Source organism: Mycobacterium sp. NGS49 (assembly GCF_059812565.1).
Window position 1 is genome coordinate 1 of sequence record NZ_JCALCX010000052.1, and the last position, 18,134, is coordinate 18,134.

Sequence of the window (18,134 nt, forward strand, 5' to 3'; positions counted from 1 at the left end):
TAAATCGAACACATGTTCGATACTACCAGGCGCCAGCCCTGCCGGCGTCTTGGCGGGGCCCCAACTCTGTGGATAACCGCGGCCGAAGGCGCCCACTGGCGGACACGTCGTCGCGACTGGACCCCGGCGGCCCCACGCCGCTAGCCTTCGGCTATGGGGCGCAAGCCACCAGGGAAATCCCACTGATGTTCGACAAGCCCACCGCGCGGGTGGTCGCTCTGATCGCTCTCGTGATGCTGGTCGCGACGGCGCTGCGCGGCTATCTGCCGGCCCACCAGGGCCGGCAACTCCCGGAAGAGGGCCCGGACAAGACAGCGCTGATGTTTCTCGTCGCGGCCATTGCCACCACGCTGGCATTGTTGGCGTTCGCAATCATCGCCCGACTGCGTGATCCGCGCGCGGCGGCGCCCAGCGCCGGCGCCCTGCCCGACATGCTGGGTGGCGGCAGCGCACGGCCAAGCTGGCGTGTGGTGCTGATCGCGCTCGCGGTGATCGTCGCCTGGGTCCTGGTTACGATCGTGGTGTCGCAGGTCTTCGCCCCAACCCGGATCGGTCTCGATGCGCCGCAACCGGATTCGACCACGACCCCGTCGCCGCCAGGCGGATCCGCTCCGAAACCCGGGCAGCCGGCGCGGCACAAGGACACTCCGGACGTAATCGGGTCGCTGCTGGCCTTTCTGCCGGTACTGGCGATTCTGTTCCTCGGCGGCTTTATCGCGGCGCGACGGCGACGGCGCCCGGCTATCGTGGCGGCAGATGGCGACGACCGCATCGAGCCCCCGTCGCCAGAAGCCGCCGCCGAGTCGCTGGTGCGCGCAGCCGAAGTCGGGCTGGCAGAAATGACCGACCTGAGCCGCGAGCCCCGCGACGCGATCATCGCCTGCTACGCGGCGATGGAGCGCGAACTCGCCCGGGTGCCGGGCGCCGTGCCGCAGGAATTCGATACCCCTACCGAGGTGCTGGCCCGGGCCGTCGAACAGCGGGCCCTGCGCGCGGACAACGCCGTCCAGTTGGTGCATTTGTTCGCCGAGGCGCGGTTCAGCCCGCACGTGATGAACGAAGGACATCGCCAGACAGCGGTGCGCGTACTGGAACTCGTACTGGAGGAAATCGCGCCACGATCCGGCAGGCTCATGTGAGAAGACTGATCGCACTTGGCATTTGCCTCATCGTCGGAGTCGAGATGCTGGCTCTGATCGTCCAGGACCGCCGGTTCGTGCTCGCCGGTGCCGGGTTGGCGCTGGCCCTGGTGCTGCTCAACGTGCGCCGACTCCTGGGCCATCCGAGTGAGCCTGAACCCGAACCGGATTCCGACGAACTCGGTGACGCGCTGCGTCGCTGGTTGTCGAATACCGAAACCACGATCCGGTGGTCGGATTCCACCCGTGCGGATTGGGACCGCCATCTCCGCCCCATGCTCGCTCGTCGCTTCGAACTCACCACGGGCCAACGCCAGTCCAAGGACCCTGCGGCGTTCCGGGCGACGGGCGAGATGCTGTTCGGCCCGGAACTGTGGGAATGGGTTAATCCGAACAACGTCGGGAATGCCACTGCCAGCCAACCGGGACCGGGCCGCGCGGCGCTCGAGGAGATTCTGCGAAGGTTGGAGAAGGTATGACGATGGAGCAACGATGACGACCCCCGCGGCTATGCCAGTCGGCACCACCAGCGCCCAGTGCGAGGCGGTCCTCGACGAGATCGAACGCGTCGTCGTCGGTAAGCGCGCGGCGCTGACTCTCATCCTCACCGCCCTGCTGGCCCGCGGGCACGTCCTGATCGAAGACCTGCCCGGCCTCGGCAAGACACTGATAGCGCGATCTTTCGCGGCCGCACTGGGTCTGGAATTCACCCGTGTGCAGTTCACTCCCGACCTGTTGCCGGCCGATCTGCTCGGTTCCACGATCTACGACATGCAGTCGGGGCGTTTCGAATTCCGTCGCGGACCGATCTTCACCAACCTGCTGCTCGGCGACGAGATCAACCGCACGCCGCCCAAGACGCAGGCTGCCCTGCTCGAGTCGATGGCCGAGGGCCAGGTCAGCATCGACGGTCAAACACACAAGCTGCCAACCCCGTTCATCGTCCTGGCCACCGACAACCCGATCGAGTACGAAGGCACCTATCCGTTGCCGGAGGCACAGCTCGACCGGTTCGCCATTCGGCTGGAACTGCGCTATCTCTCGGAGCAGGACGAGGCCGCGATGCTCCGTCGGCGCCTGGACCGGGGATCAGCGGAGCCGGTCGTGAACCAGGTCGTCGACGCCACCGATCTGCTCGCGATGCGCGAATCTGTCGAGCAGGTCACCGTGCACGAGGATGTGTTGCAGTATGTGGTGTCGCTGGCGACCGCGACCCGGCACCACCCGCAGGTCGCCGTCGGTGCCAGCCCGCGCGCCGAACTCGACCTTGTTCAACTCGCCCGCGCGCGCGCCTTGTTGCTGGGCCGCGACTACGTAATCCCGGAAGACGTCAAGGCACTCGCCGTCCCCGCCGCCGCACACCGGATCACGTTGCGTCCGGAGATGTGGGTGCGCAAGATTCAAGGTGCCGACGTGGTAGGGGAACTGTTGCGACGCCTACCCGTGCCGCGCGCCGGTCGCGGTACCGCGTGATTCAGCACCGTGAAGTCCAGATCCACTGGCGTGCATCGCCGTTGACGCTGGCGATCGCCACCTGCGCCGGGGTGGCGCTGGCCGCCGCGGTCATCGGAGCACGGTGGCAGCTCGTCGCGTTCGCCGCGCCCCTGCTCGGTGTGCTGTGCTCGCTCAGCTGGCAATCGCCGGTCCCGTCGGTCGTGGTGCATGCGGACCCCGATGCGCAACGCTGCTTTGAGAACGAGGAAGCCCGGGTGCGGGTATGGACCACCGCTGAATCCGGCCCGGCCGCCCTGGGCGTCACGGCCCTCACGGTGTCGGCCGTCGACGGAATGGAACTGGAGACGCTGCAAGAGGATCCGCACGCGAAAACGGTTGCGGCGGTAGCGAAACGATGGGGGCGCTACCACATCAGGGCACGCGTCGATGTGCTGGCCCGGGGAGGTTTGCTCAGGGGAACCGGAACGGTCGAGGCGGCCGAGGTCATCGTCTTCCCGCTGACGCCGCCCCAGTCGACTTCGATCCCGCAGACCGAACTCCTCGATCGCCTCGGTGCCCACCTCACCCGGCACATCGGTCCCGGCGTGGAATACGCCGACATCCGGCTCTATGTTCCGGGTGATCAACTGCGCGCGGTGAATTGGGCGGTGAGCGCGCGCCGTGGCCGGCTGCACGTGACGCAGCGGTTGACCGACCGCGCCGCCGACGTGGTGGTGCTGATCGACACCTATCGGCAGCCTGCCGGGCCGGCCACCACGGCGACCGAACGTGTCGTGCGGGGCGCCGCCCAGGTGGTCCAGACCGCGCTGCGCAACGGCGACCGCGCGGGGATCGTCGCACTCGGCGGCAACCGGACCCGCTGGCTTGGCGCCGACATCGGCCAGCGCCAGTTCTATCGCGTGCTCGACACCGTGCTTGATGCCGGTGAGCGTTTCGAGACCACCACCGGCACCCTGGCTCCGCGCGCGGCTGTCCCGACGGGAGCGATCGTCTTCGCGTTCTCGACGTTACTGGACACCGAATTCGCCTTGGCGCTCATCGATCTGCGCAGGCGTGGTCATGTGGTGGTGGCGGTCGACGTGCTGGACAGCTCGCCGTTCGAGGGTGAGCAAGACCCGTTGGTGGTCAAGATGTGGACGGTGCAGCGCTCGGCGATGTATCGCGACATGGCCACCGTCGGCGTGGACGTGTTGGCCTGGCCGTCGGATCGCTCGCTCGAACAGTCGCTGGGTGCGCTTCCCGACCGCCGCATGCGAGTGCGTCGGAAGCGCTGACATGCTCGCCCAGCCCGGTATCCGCCTCGTCTCGGTGTTCTTCGGCCTGCTGATGGTGTCGGCTGCGGCGGTGGGATCTCAGGGGCCGGCACTCGTGGCGGCGGCCGTCGCAGTGCTCGCGGTCGGTCTCGGGACCGTGATTCGCGCTGCTGCAACGCTTGCCGTGCTGGTGACGGTGACGGTGCTGCTGGCATCCGAGCCCTCGCATGTGCTTGCCGCACTCTCCGGACTCTCTGCCGCGGCCTACCTCGTGTGCCGGCACGCGGACGGCGATGTCGTCGTCGCGAGTTGGCCGACGATCGTCGCCGCCGTCGGATTCACCTTCGTCGGGTTGGTGGCGACGTCGTTGCCCCTGCAGGTGCCCTGGCTGCCTCTGGTGGCCCCGTTGTGTGTTCTGGCGATCTACGTGTTGGCCACCCGCCCGTTCCTCGACTGACCGGGTTCTCGGGCCCCGGGATTCTGGAATTCGGCTCGGGTTTGGAGAAATTTCTTCTTGCGTCATAACGATTCGCCGGAACCGCAGAAATTGAGCCCCGGTTTCTTCTAAGGTCGGCGCTGACAGGTTCGTCTATCGGGAACGCCTGTTGTGCACTCTGCGGGAAGGGATGGCCTGATGAGTTTCTTCGTGTTGCCACCGGAGATCAATTCGTTGCGGATGTTCGCCGGTGCCGGTCCGGCGCCGATGTTGGAGGCGTCGCTGGCCTGGGACGGGTTGGCTCAGGAGTTGACGACGGCGGCCGAGTCGTTCGCGTCGGTGACGACGGGGTTGGCGGGTCAGGCATGGCAGGGTGCCGCGGCGGAGAAGATGGTGGCGGCGGCGCTGCCGTACGCGGGGTGGTTGAGCAAGGCGGCGGAGCAGGCGGTGGATGCCTCGTCGGCGGCCAAGGCGGTGGCGAGTGCGTTCGAGGCGGCGCGGGCGGCTACGGTGCCTCCGGTGGCGGTCTCGGCAAACCGAGATGCCTTCGTGCGATTGGTGATATCGAATCTGTTCGGCCAGAACGCGCCGGCGATCGCGGCTGCTGAGAGCCTGTACGAGGAGTTCTGGGCCGCTGATGTGGCGGCGATGGTGGGCTACCACGGCGGGGCGTCGGCGGCGGCGGCAGCGTTGTCGTCGTGGGGCAGCGCACTGACCGGGCTGCCGGCTCTGGGTCAGGTGGCGGCCTCGGCGGCCGCTACCGTCGCTGGTGTCACTATCCCGGACGTGAACACCGGTGTGGGGAACATCGGCTCGTGGAATCTGGGTGGGGGCAACGACGGCTTCCTCAACTTGGGTAACGGGAACGCCGGGAACGTGAACCTGGGTGGCGGAAACACCGGCAATCTGAACCTGGGCAGCGGTAACTTCGGCTCCTACAATTTCGGTTTCGGCAACACCGGCTTCACGAACCTGGGCTTGGGGAACTTCGGCCGGATCAACCTCGGCTTCGGTAACCTCGGTAACGGCAATTTCGGCCTCGGCAACATCGGCGACGGCAATTTCGGTGCCGCAAACACCTTCAACCCCATCGATTTCACCAGCGGCAACAACTTCGGTAACGCCAACCAGGGCGCCTTCAACCTCGGCAGTGCCAATATCGGCTCATCCAATATCGGATTCGGCAACAAGGGCTCGTTCAACTTCGGCTTTGGCAACAACGGCAACAACAACATCGGTTTCGGGCTCACCGGCGACAACCAATTCGGTATCGGAGCGCTCAACTCGGGGCTCGGGAATATTGGTTTCGGCAACTCGGGCAACAACAACATCGGTTTCTTCAACTCCGGTGACGGCAACTTCGGCTTCTTCAACTCCGGCACCGGCAACTTCGGCTTCGGAAACGCGGGTGACACCAACTCCGGCTTTTGGAACGCGGGTGGAACCAACACCGGCTTCGGCAACGGCGGCTCGCAAAACTTCGGCTTCGGCAACGCAAGCTTCGGCAACTTCGGCCTTGGTAACTCTGGATTCAGCAACACCGGCTTCGGGAACAGCGGCGGTAGTAACACCGGTCTGTTCAACTCGGGCGAGTTCAATACGGGTTTTGAGAATGCGGGTTCAACCAACACCGGCTACGGCAACGCCGGTGACATCAACACCGGTCTGCTCAATGCGGGCGATCTCAACACCGGCGCGGGCAGTGCAATCACTCCGGCCGGCGTGACCTCATCCGGTTTCGGCAACACCGGCACGGGGACCTCAGGCTTCAACAATTCTGCTGATTTCTCCTCCGGTTTCCAGAATTCCGACACCGGATTCGGCTTCGGCGCGATCTCGGGCTTCGGCAACACGAATTCGTTCACTACCGGTTTCAACAACTCGGGCTTCGACGCCGCGGGTTACGGGAACTCCGGCCAAGGCAGCGTGGGGTTGCTCAACTCCGGCCTGGCGAGCGTCGGCATCGGACACGCCGGCGACTTCAGTTCGGGCATCAGCAACTCGGGCAACAACAGCGCCGGGTTCTTCAACGAGGGCGACAACCAGGCGGGCTTCTTCGGTCGGGCCACCACGCCGGCGGCATTGCTCGACCTCGGACCGCTGGCCCCGGTTCTGGCGGCACTGTCCGCACCTGCTGCGCCGATTGTGGTGCCCGACATCAACACCGGCCTGGGCAACCTGGGTAACTGGAACTTGGGCGGTGGAAACATCGGCGCCTTCAACCTGGGCAGCGGCAACCTCGGCAACGTCAACCTGGCCGGCGGCAACATCGGCAACCTGAACCTGGGCGGTGGAAACTTCGGATTCGCCAACCTGGGCAGCGGGAACATCGGTCACATCAACTTCGGCGACGGAAACTTCGGTCGCCTCAACTTCGGTAGCGGGAACGATGGCAGCGCGAACTTCGGCTTCGGCAATATCGGCGACGGCAACTTCGGCAGCGCCAACGGCTTCAACCCCGTCGATTTCAGTAGCGGAAGCAACGTCGGCAGCGCTAACCTCGGCGCCTTCAACCTGGGCAGCGGCAACATCGGGTCCAGCAACGTCGGATTCGGCAACAAGGGCTCGTTCAACTTCGGCTTCGGGAATAACGGCAACAACAACATCGGCTTCGGGCTCACCGGCGACAACCAGTTCGGCATCGGCGCGCTGAACTCCGGTATCGGAAACATGGGGTTCGGCAACTCCGGTAACAACAATGTGGGCTTCTTCAACTCCGGTGACAACAATGTCGGCTTCTTCAACTCCGGGAACGGCAGCTTCGGCTTCGGGAACTCCGGTGACACCAACTCGGGCTTCTGGAACGCCGGCAATGTCAACACCGGCGCCGGTAACGCCGGTTCCGCGAACACGGGACTCGGAAACAGCGGCAGCGCCAACGTCGGGTTCGGCAACGGCGGTGCCGCGAACTTCGGCTTCGGAAATGCGGGCACAGACAACAGTGGCGCTTTCAATGCCGGCGGCGCACTGGGGACCGATGGCATGAACACCGGGTTCTTCAATTCGGGCGACTACAACACCGGCGTCGGCAACGCCGGCAGCGTCAACACCGGGCTGTTCAACGCCGGCGACCTGAACACCGCGGTCGGCAGCTCGACCACCCCGGCCGGGGTGACCTCTTCCGGCTTCGGCAACGTGGGAACCAACGTCTCGGGATTCTTCAACTCGGGTGACGACAGCTCCGGTTTTCAGAATGTCGGAGTTTTGACTTCAGGCTTCATGAATGCGGGCGGCGGGCAGACCGGCCTCTTCAACACCGGTAACAACAACACCGGGATCGCCAACACCGGCACCTTCAACTTCGGGGTCGGCATCTCGGCGCCCGCCGGTTTCGGCTCAGGCTTCTACCACTCGGGGGCGAACAGCTCCGGCATAGCGAACGCGGGCAGCGGTAGTGCCGGTCTGTTCAACCAGAGCGACAACCAAGCAGGGTTCTTCGACCTGCCGTAACGTTTCAGTGCAGGAACGTCGCCGCGCGTTCGGCGAGGTCCAGCACCGGTTGCGGCAGGATGCCCAGTAGCACTGTCACCAACGCGCACACCGCAATGGCCGCCTTGCTCAGCGCACTCGGAGCCATCACATGCGGGGTTTCGTCGGTGGGTTCGGTGAAGAACATCGATACGATCACCCGGACGTAGAAGTAGGCGGCCACCCCGCTGGAAATCACACCGACCACCACCAGCGGCACCGCGCCGCCCTCTGCCGCGGCCTTGAAAACAGCGAACTTACTGATGAACCCACTCGTCAGCGGGATACCCGCGAACGCCAACAGGAACATCGAAAGCATCACGCCCACAATGGGTGAGCGCTGTCCCAGGCCCGCCCAGCGCGACAAATCCGCGTCCTCCACATCATCGGAATTGCGGATCAGCCCCACGATCGCGAAGGCGCCGACCGTGCTGAAGCTGTAGGCCACCAGGTAGAACAGGGTGCCGGACAGACCGGCGGAGTTGTCGGCGATCACCCCGGTGAGGATGAAGCCGACGTGGGCAACCGACGAATAGGCAAGCATCCGTTTGACATTGGTCTGATTCACCGCGGTGATGGTGCCCACCGTCATGGTCAGAATCGCGATTCCCCACAGCACCGGCCGCCATTCGCTGTGCAGCGGAGGCAGCGCGACGTAGACCACCCGCAGCAAGGCGCCGAACGCCGCGACCTTGGTGGCCGCCGCCATGAAACCCGTGATCGGGGTGGGAGCCCCCTGGTACACGTCGGGGATCCAGGAATGGAACGGGACGGCGCCGACCTTGAAGAGCAGGCCGACCGAGAGCAGCGCGACACCGACCAGCGCCAGGGACGTATCGCTCTGGCCGGCAAGCGAATCCCGGATTCTGGGCAGCGTCAGCGCGTCGGTCGCCCCATACAGCAAGGCGACACCGTAGAGGAAGAAGGCCGACGAGAACGCGCCCAACAGGAAGTACTTCAACGCCGATTCCTGCGACACCAACCGCCGGTGCCGCGCCAGTCCGCACATCAGGTACAGCGGCAGCGAGAGGACTTCCAGCGCGACGAACATCGTCAACAGATCATTGGACGCCGGGAACACCATCATGCCGCCGACCGAGAGCATCAATAGCGGGAACAGCTCCGTCTGGGCTACGCCGGCGCTTTCGGCGTCGTGTTCGTTGTCGCTGCCCGGCACCGCGGAAGCCTGCGGGGTAAAAGAATTCAGGCCCGCGAACACTCGGCTTTTCTCGGCGACCTTATCCGCCGCGACCGGTCGTCGGTTGCGTTCGGCGACGAAGATCACCGCCAGCACCGAGACCAGCACGATGGTGCCCTGCAGGAAGAGGGTTGGCCGGTCGACCGCGACTGCCTCGAGCGCCGCTCGGCTGCCCTCGGCCGGGACCGATCTCGCCACCGCTACGACCGCCACGAATGCCGCGACCAGTCCGCCGAGGGCCAAGGCCACCTGAGCGCCGTACCGAAGGCGGCGCGGCAGGAATGCCTCGGCCAGCACGCCGACGATCGCGATGCCGAAAACGATGAGCATCGGGGACAGCAGGAAGTACTCGATACTGATGTTGCTGGGCAGCGTCATTGGTGGGGTCCCTCGGCTTTCCTGGGTGCTCCGGCCACCGGGCCGCGACCGGGCACGGTAGGCGCGGGATCTTGCTGGCCGATGGTGGTCATGGTGTTCTCGACCGCCGGGTTGATGATGTCCAACACCGGCTTCGGGTAGACACCGAGCACGAACAGCAACGCGAGCAGCGGTGCGACGACGACCATCTCGCGCCCCACCAGGTCGCGAATCTTCTCGTTGCCCTTGGCCACTGGTCCGGTCATCACGCGCTGGTAGAGCCACAACATGTAGATGGCCGCCAGCACCAGGGCGGTGACCCCGAAGGCGGCGGCCAGCCAGTACCGGTTGAAAGTGCCCAGCAGCACCAGGAATTCGCTGACGAACGGGGCCAGGCCGGGCAGCGACAGGGTGGCCATGCACGAGACGAGGAAGGTACCGGCCAAAATCGGGGCCACCTTCTGTACACCACCGTAATCGGCGATGTTGCGGCTACCACCGCGGGAGACCAGGAAACCTGCGATCAAGAACACCGCAGCGGTGGAGATGCCGTGGTTGAGCATGTACAGCGTCGAACCGCTCTGCCCCTGAGTGGTCATCACGAAGATGCCCGCGATGATGAAGCCGAAGTGCGAGATCGAGGTGTAGGCGATCAGGCGCATCATGTCGGTCTGGCCGATCGCCACGATCGCGCCGTAGATCACCCCGATGATGGCCAGCGTCACGATCACCGGACGGAAATAAGTCGACGCGTCCGGGAACAGCTGCAGGCAGTAGCGCAGCATGCCGAACGTGCCGACCTTGTCCATCACCGCAGTGATCAGCACCGCCGTGGCCGGGGTGGATTCGACGGCGGCGTCAGGCAGCCAACGGTGCAGCGGCCACAGCGGGGCCTTGATCGCGAACGCGAACATGAAGCCCAGGAAGATGGCCTTGAACGCCGCCGGGTCCACACCGCCATAACGGCCTGCCTTGACGTCGTTCACGATTCGGACGAAATCGAAGGTGCCGCCGCCGTGCTGGCTGGTGACCACATATAGGCCGATCACCGCCGCGAGCATGATCAGCCCGCCGAACAGGTTGTACAGCAAGAACTTCACCGCGGCCCGCGAACGGTCCTTGCCCTGCCCGAACCCGCCGATAAGGAAGTACATCGGGATGAGCATCGCCTCGAAGAAGACGTAGAACAGCAGCACGTCCAGGGCGACGACCGAGATCAACACCATCGACTCGATGGCCAGCGTCAGCGCGACATAGGCATGCACGCCGCGGGGGTTGGTGTCTCCGCCATCGTTCCAGCCGGCCACCAGCAGCAACGGGATCAGCACGGTCGTCAGCACCACCAGGATCAGCGCGATGCCGTCCACGCCCAGGGAGTAACCGGCCCCGAAAGCCGGTATCCAGGTGCGCTTTTCGACGAACTGGTAGGTGTCACCACCGGGCTTGAAGCCGACGGCCACCACGAGTGAAACCGCGAGCGTCGCGACGGCCACCAGCAGGCCGGTCCACTTGGCGGCCTGGCGCAGGCTGGGGGGCAACAGGATGATCAGCACCGCACCGGCCAGCGGCAGCAGCCACAGCACGCTCAGCCATGGCACGTTGGAGTTCACCACAGGTTCACCACCAACAGTGCGCCGGCCACCAGGGCCGCGCCCGCCAGCATCGACAGTGCGTAGTTACGGGCGAAGCCGGTCTGCAACCCCCGCAGGCCGTTGGACGTCCGGCCGACCAGCGCGGCCAGCCCGTTGACCGAGCCGTCCACACCGGCGTCGTCGACGGTGACCAGCCTGTTCGTCAGTTGCGCACCGGGGCGCATGAAGACCTCCTCGTTGAAGGCGTCGCCGTAAGCGTCGGCGCGTGCGGCCGTCGTCAGTACCGAGACCCGGGCCGGGGCCACCCGCGGGATCTCCGCCTTACCGCCGTACATCCGGTAGGCCACCGCGATGCCGACGATGACCACACCGAGGGCCAGCGAGGTGCTGACCCAGGCGGGCACGGCGTGTGCGGTCTCCTCATGTGCCCCCACGACGGGTTCCAGCCAGTGCTTCAGCGTCCCGCCGACCGCGAACAGGGCGCCGGAGAACACCGACCCGACCGCGAGCAGGATCATCGGCCACGTCATCAGGGCGGGCGCCTCGTGGGGATGCGAGCTTGGCGCCCAGCGCTTCTTGCCGAAGAAGGTCATCAGCATCACCCGGGTCATGTAGAAGGCAGTGATGCCCGCCCCCAGCAGTGCGGCCCCGCCGAGCACATAGCCGCGGGTGCCGCCGGCGCCCAGCGCGGCTTCGATGATCGCGTCCTTGGAAAAGAAGCCCGCGAATGGTGGCACCCCGATGATCGCCAGGTAGCCCAGGCCGAACGTCACGAAGGTGACCGGCAGGGCCTTGCGCAGTCCGCCGTAGCGGCGCATGTCCTGCTCCTCGTGCATCGCGTGGATGATCGACCCGGATCCGAGGAACAGGCCGGCTTTGAAGAAGCCGTGGGTGAGCAGGTGCATGATCGCGAACGCGTAGCCGGCCGGGCCGAGGCCGGCGGCCAGCACCATGTAACCGATCTGGCTCATCGTGGAGGCGGCCAGTGCACGCTTGATGTCGTCTTTGGCGCAGCCGATGAACGCCCCCAACATCAGGGTTACGGCCCCGACGATAACGACGGCAAGTTGTGCGCCGGGGGCCAGATTGAACACCGGATTGGATCGCACGATCAGGTAGACACCGGCGGTCACCATGGTGGCGGCGTGGATGAGCGCCGACACCGGGGTGGGGCCCTCCATCGCGTCACCCAACCAGGCCTGCAGCGGCACCTGGGCGGACTTGGCGCAGGCGCCCATCAGGAGCAGCAATCCCATGGCGTTCAGCACGCCCTGGCTAGCCGCCGGTGCCCCCGCGAAAACGCCGCTGTAAGACACGGTTCCGAAGGTGGCGAACATCAGGAACATGGCCAGTGCCAGCCCGGCGTCGCCGACCCGGTTCATCACGAACGCCTTCTTGGCCGCGGTTGCCGCGGACGGCTTGTGATACCAGAAGCCGATCAGCAGGTATGACGCCAGGCCGACACCCTCCCACCCGACGTAGAGCAACACATAGTTGTCGGCGACCACCAGCAGCAGCATCGAGGCCAGGAACAGGTTGAGGTAACCGAAAAACCTTCTGCGGTCTTCGTCTTCGGCCATGTAGGCGATCGAATAGATGTGGATCAGCGACCCGACGCCGGAGATCAGGAGCACGAAACACATGGACAACTGGTCGATCTGCAGCCCGAAGTCGACCTGCAGCCGGGCCACCGGCATCCAGGTGAACACCTGCTGGTGGATGACACGGTCGTCGGCGGACCGGCTCAGCAGGTCGGTCAGCAGTGTGACACCGACGCCGAACGCAGAGAGGGCGGCCAGGGTGCCCAGCCAGTGTCCCCACGCGTCGGTGTGCCGACCGCCGAAGAGCAGGATCGCAGCACCCGCCAGCGGCAGCGCCACCAGCAGCCAGGTGTAGTGAATCATCTTGGCGTGATCAGCCTTTGAGTAGATTCGCGTCGTCGACCGACGCCGATTTGCGGGTACGGAAAATTGTCATGATGATGGCCAGGCCGATGACGACCTCGCAGGCCGCGACCACCATGGTGAAGAACGCGATGATCTGTCCATCGAGCGTGCCATGTATGCGCGCGAACGTGACGAACGCCAGGTTCACGGCGTTGAGCATCAACTCGACGCACATGAACATCACGATGGCGTTGCGGCGCAGCAGCACACCGGCAGCGCCGATGGTGAACAACAGCGCCGAAAGGTACAGGTAGTTCGCCGGATTCACGATCGGGTTCCCTTCACTGCTTCCGCTGAGGGCGTGTGCAGGCCGTCGGACCCGCGGGTCTGCAGGATCTTGGATACCGACAGCTCCGAGTACGAACCGTCGGGTAGCAGCGCGGCCACGTCGACGGCGTTGTGCCGGGCGTAGACGCCGGGGTTGGGCAGCGGGGTGGCGTGACCGCCGGGGCGGAAGCGCTCCTCGGAAAGTTCGCGCTGGGTCTTGCGGCGTTCGAAGCGCTCCCGGTGAGCCAGGATCATCGCCCCGACCGCGGCGGTGATCAGCAGCGCGCTGGTCAGCTCGAATGCCCACAGGTAGCGCGTGAAGATCAGTGCCGCAATGCCTTCGACGTTGCCGTGCGAGTTGGCGGCGGACAGTCCGGTGAAGCCACCGGCCGCTACGTTGCCGATGCCGGCGATCAGCAGCACGCCGAACCCGACCCCGGTGACCACCGCGGCGACCCGCTGCCCACGCAGCGTTTCCTTCAGCGATTCCGCGGAATCCACGCCGATCAGCATCAGCACGAACAGGAACAGCATCATCACCGCGCCGGTGTAGACCACCACCTGCACGACCCCCAGGAACAGCGCGTCCTGGGCCATATAGAACGCCGCGAGGATCAGCATGGTCATCGCCAGGTACATCGCCGAGTACACGGCGTTGACCGCCATCACCACCCCGAGTGCGCCGATGACCGCCGCCGTTCCCAGCACCCAGAACATCACGGCTTCACCGGTGGAGGTGCGCGCCAGCGTTTGCCCCGCCGCATCAGCGAGCGCGGTGGTGATCATTGGGCTTCCTGGCTTTCGCGCAGGCCCTGTGCAGTCACGTTACCCAGGTAGTAGTCCTTGTCGGTGGCACCGGGCGCACGCGGATGCGGGGGTTGCGTCATCTCCGGCAGCAGGGGTGCGAGTAACCGGTCCTTTTCGTAGATGAGGTCCGCGCGATTGTCGTCTGCCAGCTCGTAGTCATTGGTCATGGTCAATGCGCGGGTGGGGCAGGCCTCGATGCACAAACCGCAGCCGATGCAGCGCAGGTAGTTGATCTGGTACACCCGGCCGTAGCGTTCGCCGGGGGAGTAGCGGGCCTCTTCGGTGTTGTCCGCGCCCTCGACGTAGATCGCGTCCGCCGGGCACGACCAGGCGCACAACTCGCAGCCGATGCACTTCTCCAGGCCGTCGGGATACCGGTTGAGCTGATGCCGGCCGTGGTAGCGCGGCGCCACCGGTCCGGGCTTCTCCGGATACTCCTCGGTGATGTTCTTCTTGAACATCGACCCGAAGGTCACGCCGAATCCGGCCAAGGGCGCCAAAAGGCGCCCAACAAAGTTAGCCACGTGCCTTCTCCTTGCTTGCACCTACTGGTTGCTCGAGTGTCTTGAAGGGCAGGGGTGGTGTGGGGAAGGCCGGCTGCGGCCCGCTGTCACCGTTGGCGCCGGCCAGTTGCTGCTTGCGTCGCTTGCGGGGGCTGGGGGCGCTGAACGGTTTTCGCAGCGTCGCGATCAGCGCCACGGCGAAGACGAAGCTGCTCACCACCAGCAGGGCGGTCCAGTGCTCGTATCCGTGATTGCGCAGGTTCCGGATGACGGCGGCGATCAGGATCCACACCAGCGACACCGGGATCAGCAGCTTCCAGCCCAGTGACATGAACTGGTCGTAGCGGAACCGGGGCAGGGTGGCGCGCAGCCAGAAATAGATGAACAGGAAGGTCCACATTTTGGCGGTGAACCAGAGCACCGGCCACCAGCCGGTATTGGCCCCGTCCCACATGTTCACCGGCCACGGGGCGTGCCAGCCGCCGAAGAACATGACGGTGGCCAGTGAGGACACCGTCATCATGTTGATGTACTCGGCCAGCATGAAGATGGCGAACTTCAGCGACGAGTACTCGGTGTGGAAACCGGCGACCAACTCGCCCTCGGCTTCGGGCAGGTCGAACGGCGCGCGGTTGGTTTCACCGACCATCGAGATCAGGTAGATCACGAACGACGGCAGCAGCAGGAAGACGTACCACACCCGGTCCTGGGCGGCCACGATCTGCGACGTCGACATGGTGCCGGCGAACAGGAACACCGCCGCGAAGGACAACCCCATCGCCACCTCGTAGGAGATGACCTGCGCGGTCGAGCGCACCCCGCCCAGCAGGGGATAGGTGGAGCCCGACGCCCAGCCGCCCAGCACGATGCCGTACACACCGATGGCCGAGAGCCCCAGGATGAACAGCACCGCGACCGGAAGGTCGGTCAGCTGCAACGGGGTCCAGTGCCCGAACACCGACACCTCGGGGCCGAACGGGATGAACGCGAACGCGGTGAAGGCGGGGATCGCCGAGATCGCCGGCGCCGCGAAGTATACGAACCAGTCGATGCCCTTGGGGGTGATGCTCTCCTTGAGCGCCAGCTTGATGCCGTCGGCAAGGCTCTGCAGCGTGCCCCACGGTCCGGCCCGGTTGGGGCCGGGCCGCAACTGCATCCAGCCGAGGATCTTGCGCTCGGCCAGGATCGCCACCAGCACGTTCAACATCAGGAACACAAAGATGGCCAGCGCCTTACCCAGCACCAGCCACCACGGGTCATGTCCGAAGGCGGTCAAGCCGTTCATTCCTGCACCCCGTTCTGCACGCTGATCTTCACCAAGGCGCCGATCGTGACGCCGAGTTGCTGATGCACCGCCGAGCCCGGTGAGTTCAGCGGCAGCCACACCACCCGGTCCGGCATGCCAGTCACGTTGAGCGGCAAGGTAATCGAGCCCCGATCGGTGCTGACCGTCACCGGCTCGCCGTCGGTGGCGCCGATCTCGGCCGCGGTGTCGGCCGACAACCGCACCACGGGTGTGCGTGCGGTGCCAGCCAGATGCGGCTCGCCGTCCTGGCCGCGACCGGCGTCCAGCAGCAGCCGCCAGCCGGTCAATACCGCCTCGCCCGGCGCCGGTTGCGCGGCGGGTGCGGCGTCGACGTGCGCATTGCCCGCGTGCTTGCCGTCCCAAGTGCCCAGGCCCGACAGTTCCTCGCGTGCCGACTCGACGCTCGAGCAATTGAGTTGGATGCCCAACTCGTCGGCCAGCGTGTCGAGCACCCGGTGGTCGGATTGGCTGGCCTGCAGCATGCTGCCCTTGAAGGACGGTTCGAATCCGCGGTAGCGGCCCTCCCAGTTGACGAAGGCGCCGGACTTGTGGGTCGTCGGGGCGACCGGGAAGACGACATCGGCCCGCTCGGTGACCTCGCTGTGCCGCAATTCCAGGCTGACCACAAACGGGGCCGCGTCCAGGGCGGCCAGCACCGCGTCCGGGTCGGCGAAGTCGCCAGGTTCGATACCGCCGACCAGCAGCGCACCCAGGGTGCCGTCGGTAGCGGCGGCGAGAATGCCGTCGACGTCACGTCCTGGCGCCGAAGGCAATTCGTCGACGTGCCAGGCGGCCGCGACCTGTGAGCGTGCGCCGTCGTCGGCGACCGGACGGCCGCCGGGCAACAGTCCGGGCAGGGCCCCGGCTTCCAGCGCCCCACGCTCCCCGGCCCGCCGTGGCACCCAGGCCAGCCGGGCTCCGGTCGAGTCGGCCAGTCGCGCCGCGGCCGACAACCCGCCGGGCACCGTGGCCAGCCGTTCGCCGACCATGATCACCGCGCCGGGTGTGCTCAGCAGGTCGCCGACCTCGCCGGTGGCCAGACCGTCCAGCGCCGCGGGTTCGGCGCCGGGCGCCGTCTGCAACAACCGGCCCGACATCTTGTCCAGCGCCCGGGTGGCGAACGGTGCGACCGCGTACACCCGAACCCCGTTCTTGCGCGCGGCCTTGCGCAACCGCAGGAACACGATCGGCGACTCTTCTTCCGGCTCGAACCCGACCAGCAGCACCACCGGCGCCGATTCCAGGTCGGCGTAGCTGACCCCCACCGGCCGCCCGGCGACGCGGGCCGCCAGGAAGTCGGCCTCCTCCGCCGAGTGTGGGCGGGCGCGGAAGTCGATGTCGTTGGTGTTCAGCACGATTCGTGCGAACTTGGCGTAGGCGTAGGCATCTTCCCAGGTGACCCGGCCGCCGACCAGGACGCCGCTGCGGCCGCGGGCCGCCTCGAGTCCCTGGGTCGCCGCCACGATCGCGTGTGCCCACGACGCCGGGACCAGTTCGCCGCTGGAATCCCGGATCAACGGAGTGGTGAGCACATCGGGCTGGGTGGCGTAGGTGAACGCCCACCGGCCCTTGTCGCAGTTCCACTCCTCGTTGACTTCCGGGTCGTCGCCGGCGAGCCGGCGGGTGACCTTGCCGCGGCGGTGGTCGGTGCGCTGCGCGCATCCGGACGCGCAGTGCTCGCACACGCTGGGGCTGGATACCAGGTCGAACGGGCGGGCCCGGAACCGGTAGGACATGCCGGTCAGCGCACCGACCGGGCAGACCTGCACGGTGTTGCCAGAGAAGTAGGAGTCGAAAGGTTCGTTCGCGTAGATGCCAACCTGCTGCAGTGCGCCGCGCTCCTGCATGTCGATGAACGGGTCACCCGCGATCTGGTTGGAGAACCGGGTGCAGCGGGCGCACAAGATGCAGCGTTCCCGGTCTAGCAGCACCTGCGAGGAGATGTTGATCGGTTTGGCGAACGTGCGCTTGACGTCGGTGAAGCGGGATTCCGCGCGCCCGTTGGACATCGCCTGGTTCTGCAGTGGGCACTCGCCGCCCTTGTCGCACATCGGGCAGTCCAGCGGGTGGTTGATCAGCAGCAGTTCCATCACACCGTGCTGAGCCTTGTCGGCCGCCGCCGAGGTGAGCTGGGTGCGCACCACCATGTCGTCGGTGCACACCGTGGTGCACGACGCCAATGGCTTGCGCTGGCCCTCGACCTCAACCAGGCACTGCCGGCAGGCGCCGACCGGGTCGAGCAGGGGGTGGTCACAGAACCGCGGGATCTGAATGCCCATCAGCTCGGCCGCGCGAATCACCAATGTTCCTTTCGGAACGCTGATTTCGGCACCGTCGATGGTCAGCGTCACCATATCCGGCGGCTTGACCTCGTCACCGGTATTCGTCTTGGCCGCACTTGTCATTG

At 66.0% G+C, this 18,134-nt stretch carries 14 protein-coding genes; 6 read left to right on the forward strand and 8 right to left on the reverse strand.

Annotated features, from left to right (window positions below):
* The first annotated feature begins 185 nt into the window (after positions 1-185).
* From AC5Y7D_RS28950 to AC5Y7D_RS28975, 6 genes are all read left to right on the forward strand, one after another.
* On the forward strand, positions 186-1,139 hold the full coding sequence (locus tag AC5Y7D_RS28950; protein WP_499929474.1) for a DUF4129 domain-containing protein: 954 nt from the start codon (positions 186-188) through the stop codon (positions 1,137-1,139).
* Entirely contained in the window at positions 1,136-1,618 is a 483-nt protein-coding gene (locus tag AC5Y7D_RS28955) for a hypothetical protein (protein WP_499929475.1), read from the forward strand. Before AC5Y7D_RS28950 ends, AC5Y7D_RS28955 begins: the two co-directional genes overlap by 4 nt.
* A 31-nt stretch (positions 1,619-1,649) precedes the next feature.
* Entirely contained in the window at positions 1,650-2,612 is a 963-nt protein-coding gene (locus AC5Y7D_RS28960; RefSeq protein WP_499929496.1) for an AAA family ATPase, read from the forward strand.
* Entirely contained in the window at positions 2,609-3,868 is a 1,260-nt protein-coding gene (locus tag AC5Y7D_RS28965; RefSeq protein ID WP_499929476.1) for a DUF58 domain-containing protein, read from the forward strand. The genes AC5Y7D_RS28960 and AC5Y7D_RS28965 overlap by 4 nt, the downstream gene beginning before the upstream one ends.
* A gap of 1 nt (position 3,869) precedes the next feature.
* Positions 3,870-4,304 carry a hypothetical protein gene (locus AC5Y7D_RS28970; protein WP_499929477.1) on the forward strand — a complete coding sequence of 145 codons (435 nt, stop codon included), beginning with the start codon at positions 3,870-3,872 and terminating at the stop codon, positions 4,302-4,304.
* A gap of 177 nt (positions 4,305-4,481) precedes the next feature.
* On the forward strand, positions 4,482-7,733 hold the full coding sequence (locus AC5Y7D_RS28975) for a PPE family protein (RefSeq protein WP_499929478.1): 3,252 nt from the start codon (positions 4,482-4,484) through the stop codon (positions 7,731-7,733).
* Between the two features lie 4 nt (positions 7,734-7,737).
* Here AC5Y7D_RS28975 and nuoN read toward each other — a convergent pair whose 3' ends face one another.
* The 8 genes from nuoN to AC5Y7D_RS29015 are packed head-to-tail and all read right to left on the reverse strand — an operon-like array spanning position 7,738 to position 18,132.
* Positions 7,738-9,327: an NADH-quinone oxidoreductase subunit NuoN gene (gene nuoN, locus AC5Y7D_RS28980; RefSeq protein WP_499929480.1), complete on the reverse strand. Its 1,590-nt coding sequence runs from the start codon at positions 9,325-9,327 to the stop codon at positions 7,738-7,740.
* A complete protein-coding gene (locus tag AC5Y7D_RS28985; protein WP_499929482.1) occupies positions 9,324-10,916 on the reverse strand; it encodes an NADH-quinone oxidoreductase subunit M in 1,593 nt (530 codons plus the stop codon). Before AC5Y7D_RS28985 ends, nuoN begins: the two co-directional genes overlap by 4 nt.
* Positions 10,913-12,802 (reverse strand): NADH-quinone oxidoreductase subunit L, encoded by a 1,890-nt coding sequence (nuoL, locus tag AC5Y7D_RS28990; RefSeq protein ID WP_499929483.1) that lies wholly within the window; start codon positions 12,800-12,802, stop codon positions 10,913-10,915. Before nuoL ends, AC5Y7D_RS28985 begins: the two co-directional genes overlap by 4 nt.
* Positions 12,803-12,812: 10 nt before the next feature.
* A complete protein-coding gene (nuoK, locus tag AC5Y7D_RS28995) occupies positions 12,813-13,112 on the reverse strand; it encodes an NADH-quinone oxidoreductase subunit NuoK (RefSeq protein WP_499929485.1) in 300 nt (99 codons plus the stop codon).
* Positions 13,109-13,897 (reverse strand): NADH-quinone oxidoreductase subunit J, encoded by a 789-nt coding sequence (locus AC5Y7D_RS29000; protein ID WP_499929487.1) that lies wholly within the window; start codon positions 13,895-13,897, stop codon positions 13,109-13,111. Before AC5Y7D_RS29000 ends, nuoK begins: the two co-directional genes overlap by 4 nt.
* The gene (nuoI, locus tag AC5Y7D_RS29005; RefSeq protein WP_499929488.1) at positions 13,894-14,442 is read right to left on the reverse strand and encodes an NADH-quinone oxidoreductase subunit NuoI; all 549 of its coding nucleotides are present in this window, start codon (positions 14,440-14,442) and stop codon (positions 13,894-13,896) included. The genes AC5Y7D_RS29000 and nuoI overlap by 4 nt, the downstream gene beginning before the upstream one ends.
* Positions 14,435-15,697 carry an NADH-quinone oxidoreductase subunit NuoH gene (nuoH, locus tag AC5Y7D_RS29010; protein WP_499929497.1) on the reverse strand — a complete coding sequence of 421 codons (1,263 nt, stop codon included), beginning with the start codon at positions 15,695-15,697 and terminating at the stop codon, positions 14,435-14,437. The genes nuoI and nuoH overlap by 8 nt, the downstream gene beginning before the upstream one ends.
* Positions 15,698-15,702: 5 nt before the next feature.
* Complete coding sequence (locus AC5Y7D_RS29015; RefSeq protein WP_499929489.1) at positions 15,703-18,132, reverse strand: NADH-quinone oxidoreductase subunit G; 2,430 nt, start codon at positions 18,130-18,132, stop codon at positions 15,703-15,705.
* Positions 18,133-18,134: the final 2 nt, after the last annotated feature.

Excerpts from the sequence above, each read along its gene's own strand:
- AC5Y7D_RS29015 (WP_499929489.1), bottom strand. The coding sequence starts at position 18,132 with ATGACAAGTGCGGCCAAGACGAATACCGGTGACGAGGTCAAGCCGCCG.
- nuoL (WP_499929483.1), bottom strand. The coding sequence starts at position 12,802 with ATGATTCACTACACCTGGCTGCTGGTGGCGCTGCCGCTGGCGGGTGCT.
- AC5Y7D_RS29000 (WP_499929487.1), bottom strand. The coding sequence starts at position 13,897 with ATGATCACCACCGCGCTCGCTGATGCGGCGGGGCAAACGCTGGCGCGC.
- AC5Y7D_RS28950 (WP_499929474.1), top strand. The coding sequence starts at position 186 with ATGTTCGACAAGCCCACCGCGCGGGTGGTCGCTCTGATCGCTCTCGTG.
- AC5Y7D_RS28960 (WP_499929496.1), top strand. The coding sequence starts at position 1,650 with ATGCCAGTCGGCACCACCAGCGCCCAGTGCGAGGCGGTCCTCGACGAG.
- nuoN (WP_499929480.1), bottom strand. The coding sequence starts at position 9,327 with ATGACGCTGCCCAGCAACATCAGTATCGAGTACTTCCTGCTGTCCCCG.
- AC5Y7D_RS28975 (WP_499929478.1), top strand. The coding sequence starts at position 4,482 with ATGAGTTTCTTCGTGTTGCCACCGGAGATCAATTCGTTGCGGATGTTC.
- AC5Y7D_RS28970 (WP_499929477.1), top strand. The coding sequence starts at position 3,870 with ATGCTCGCCCAGCCCGGTATCCGCCTCGTCTCGGTGTTCTTCGGCCTG.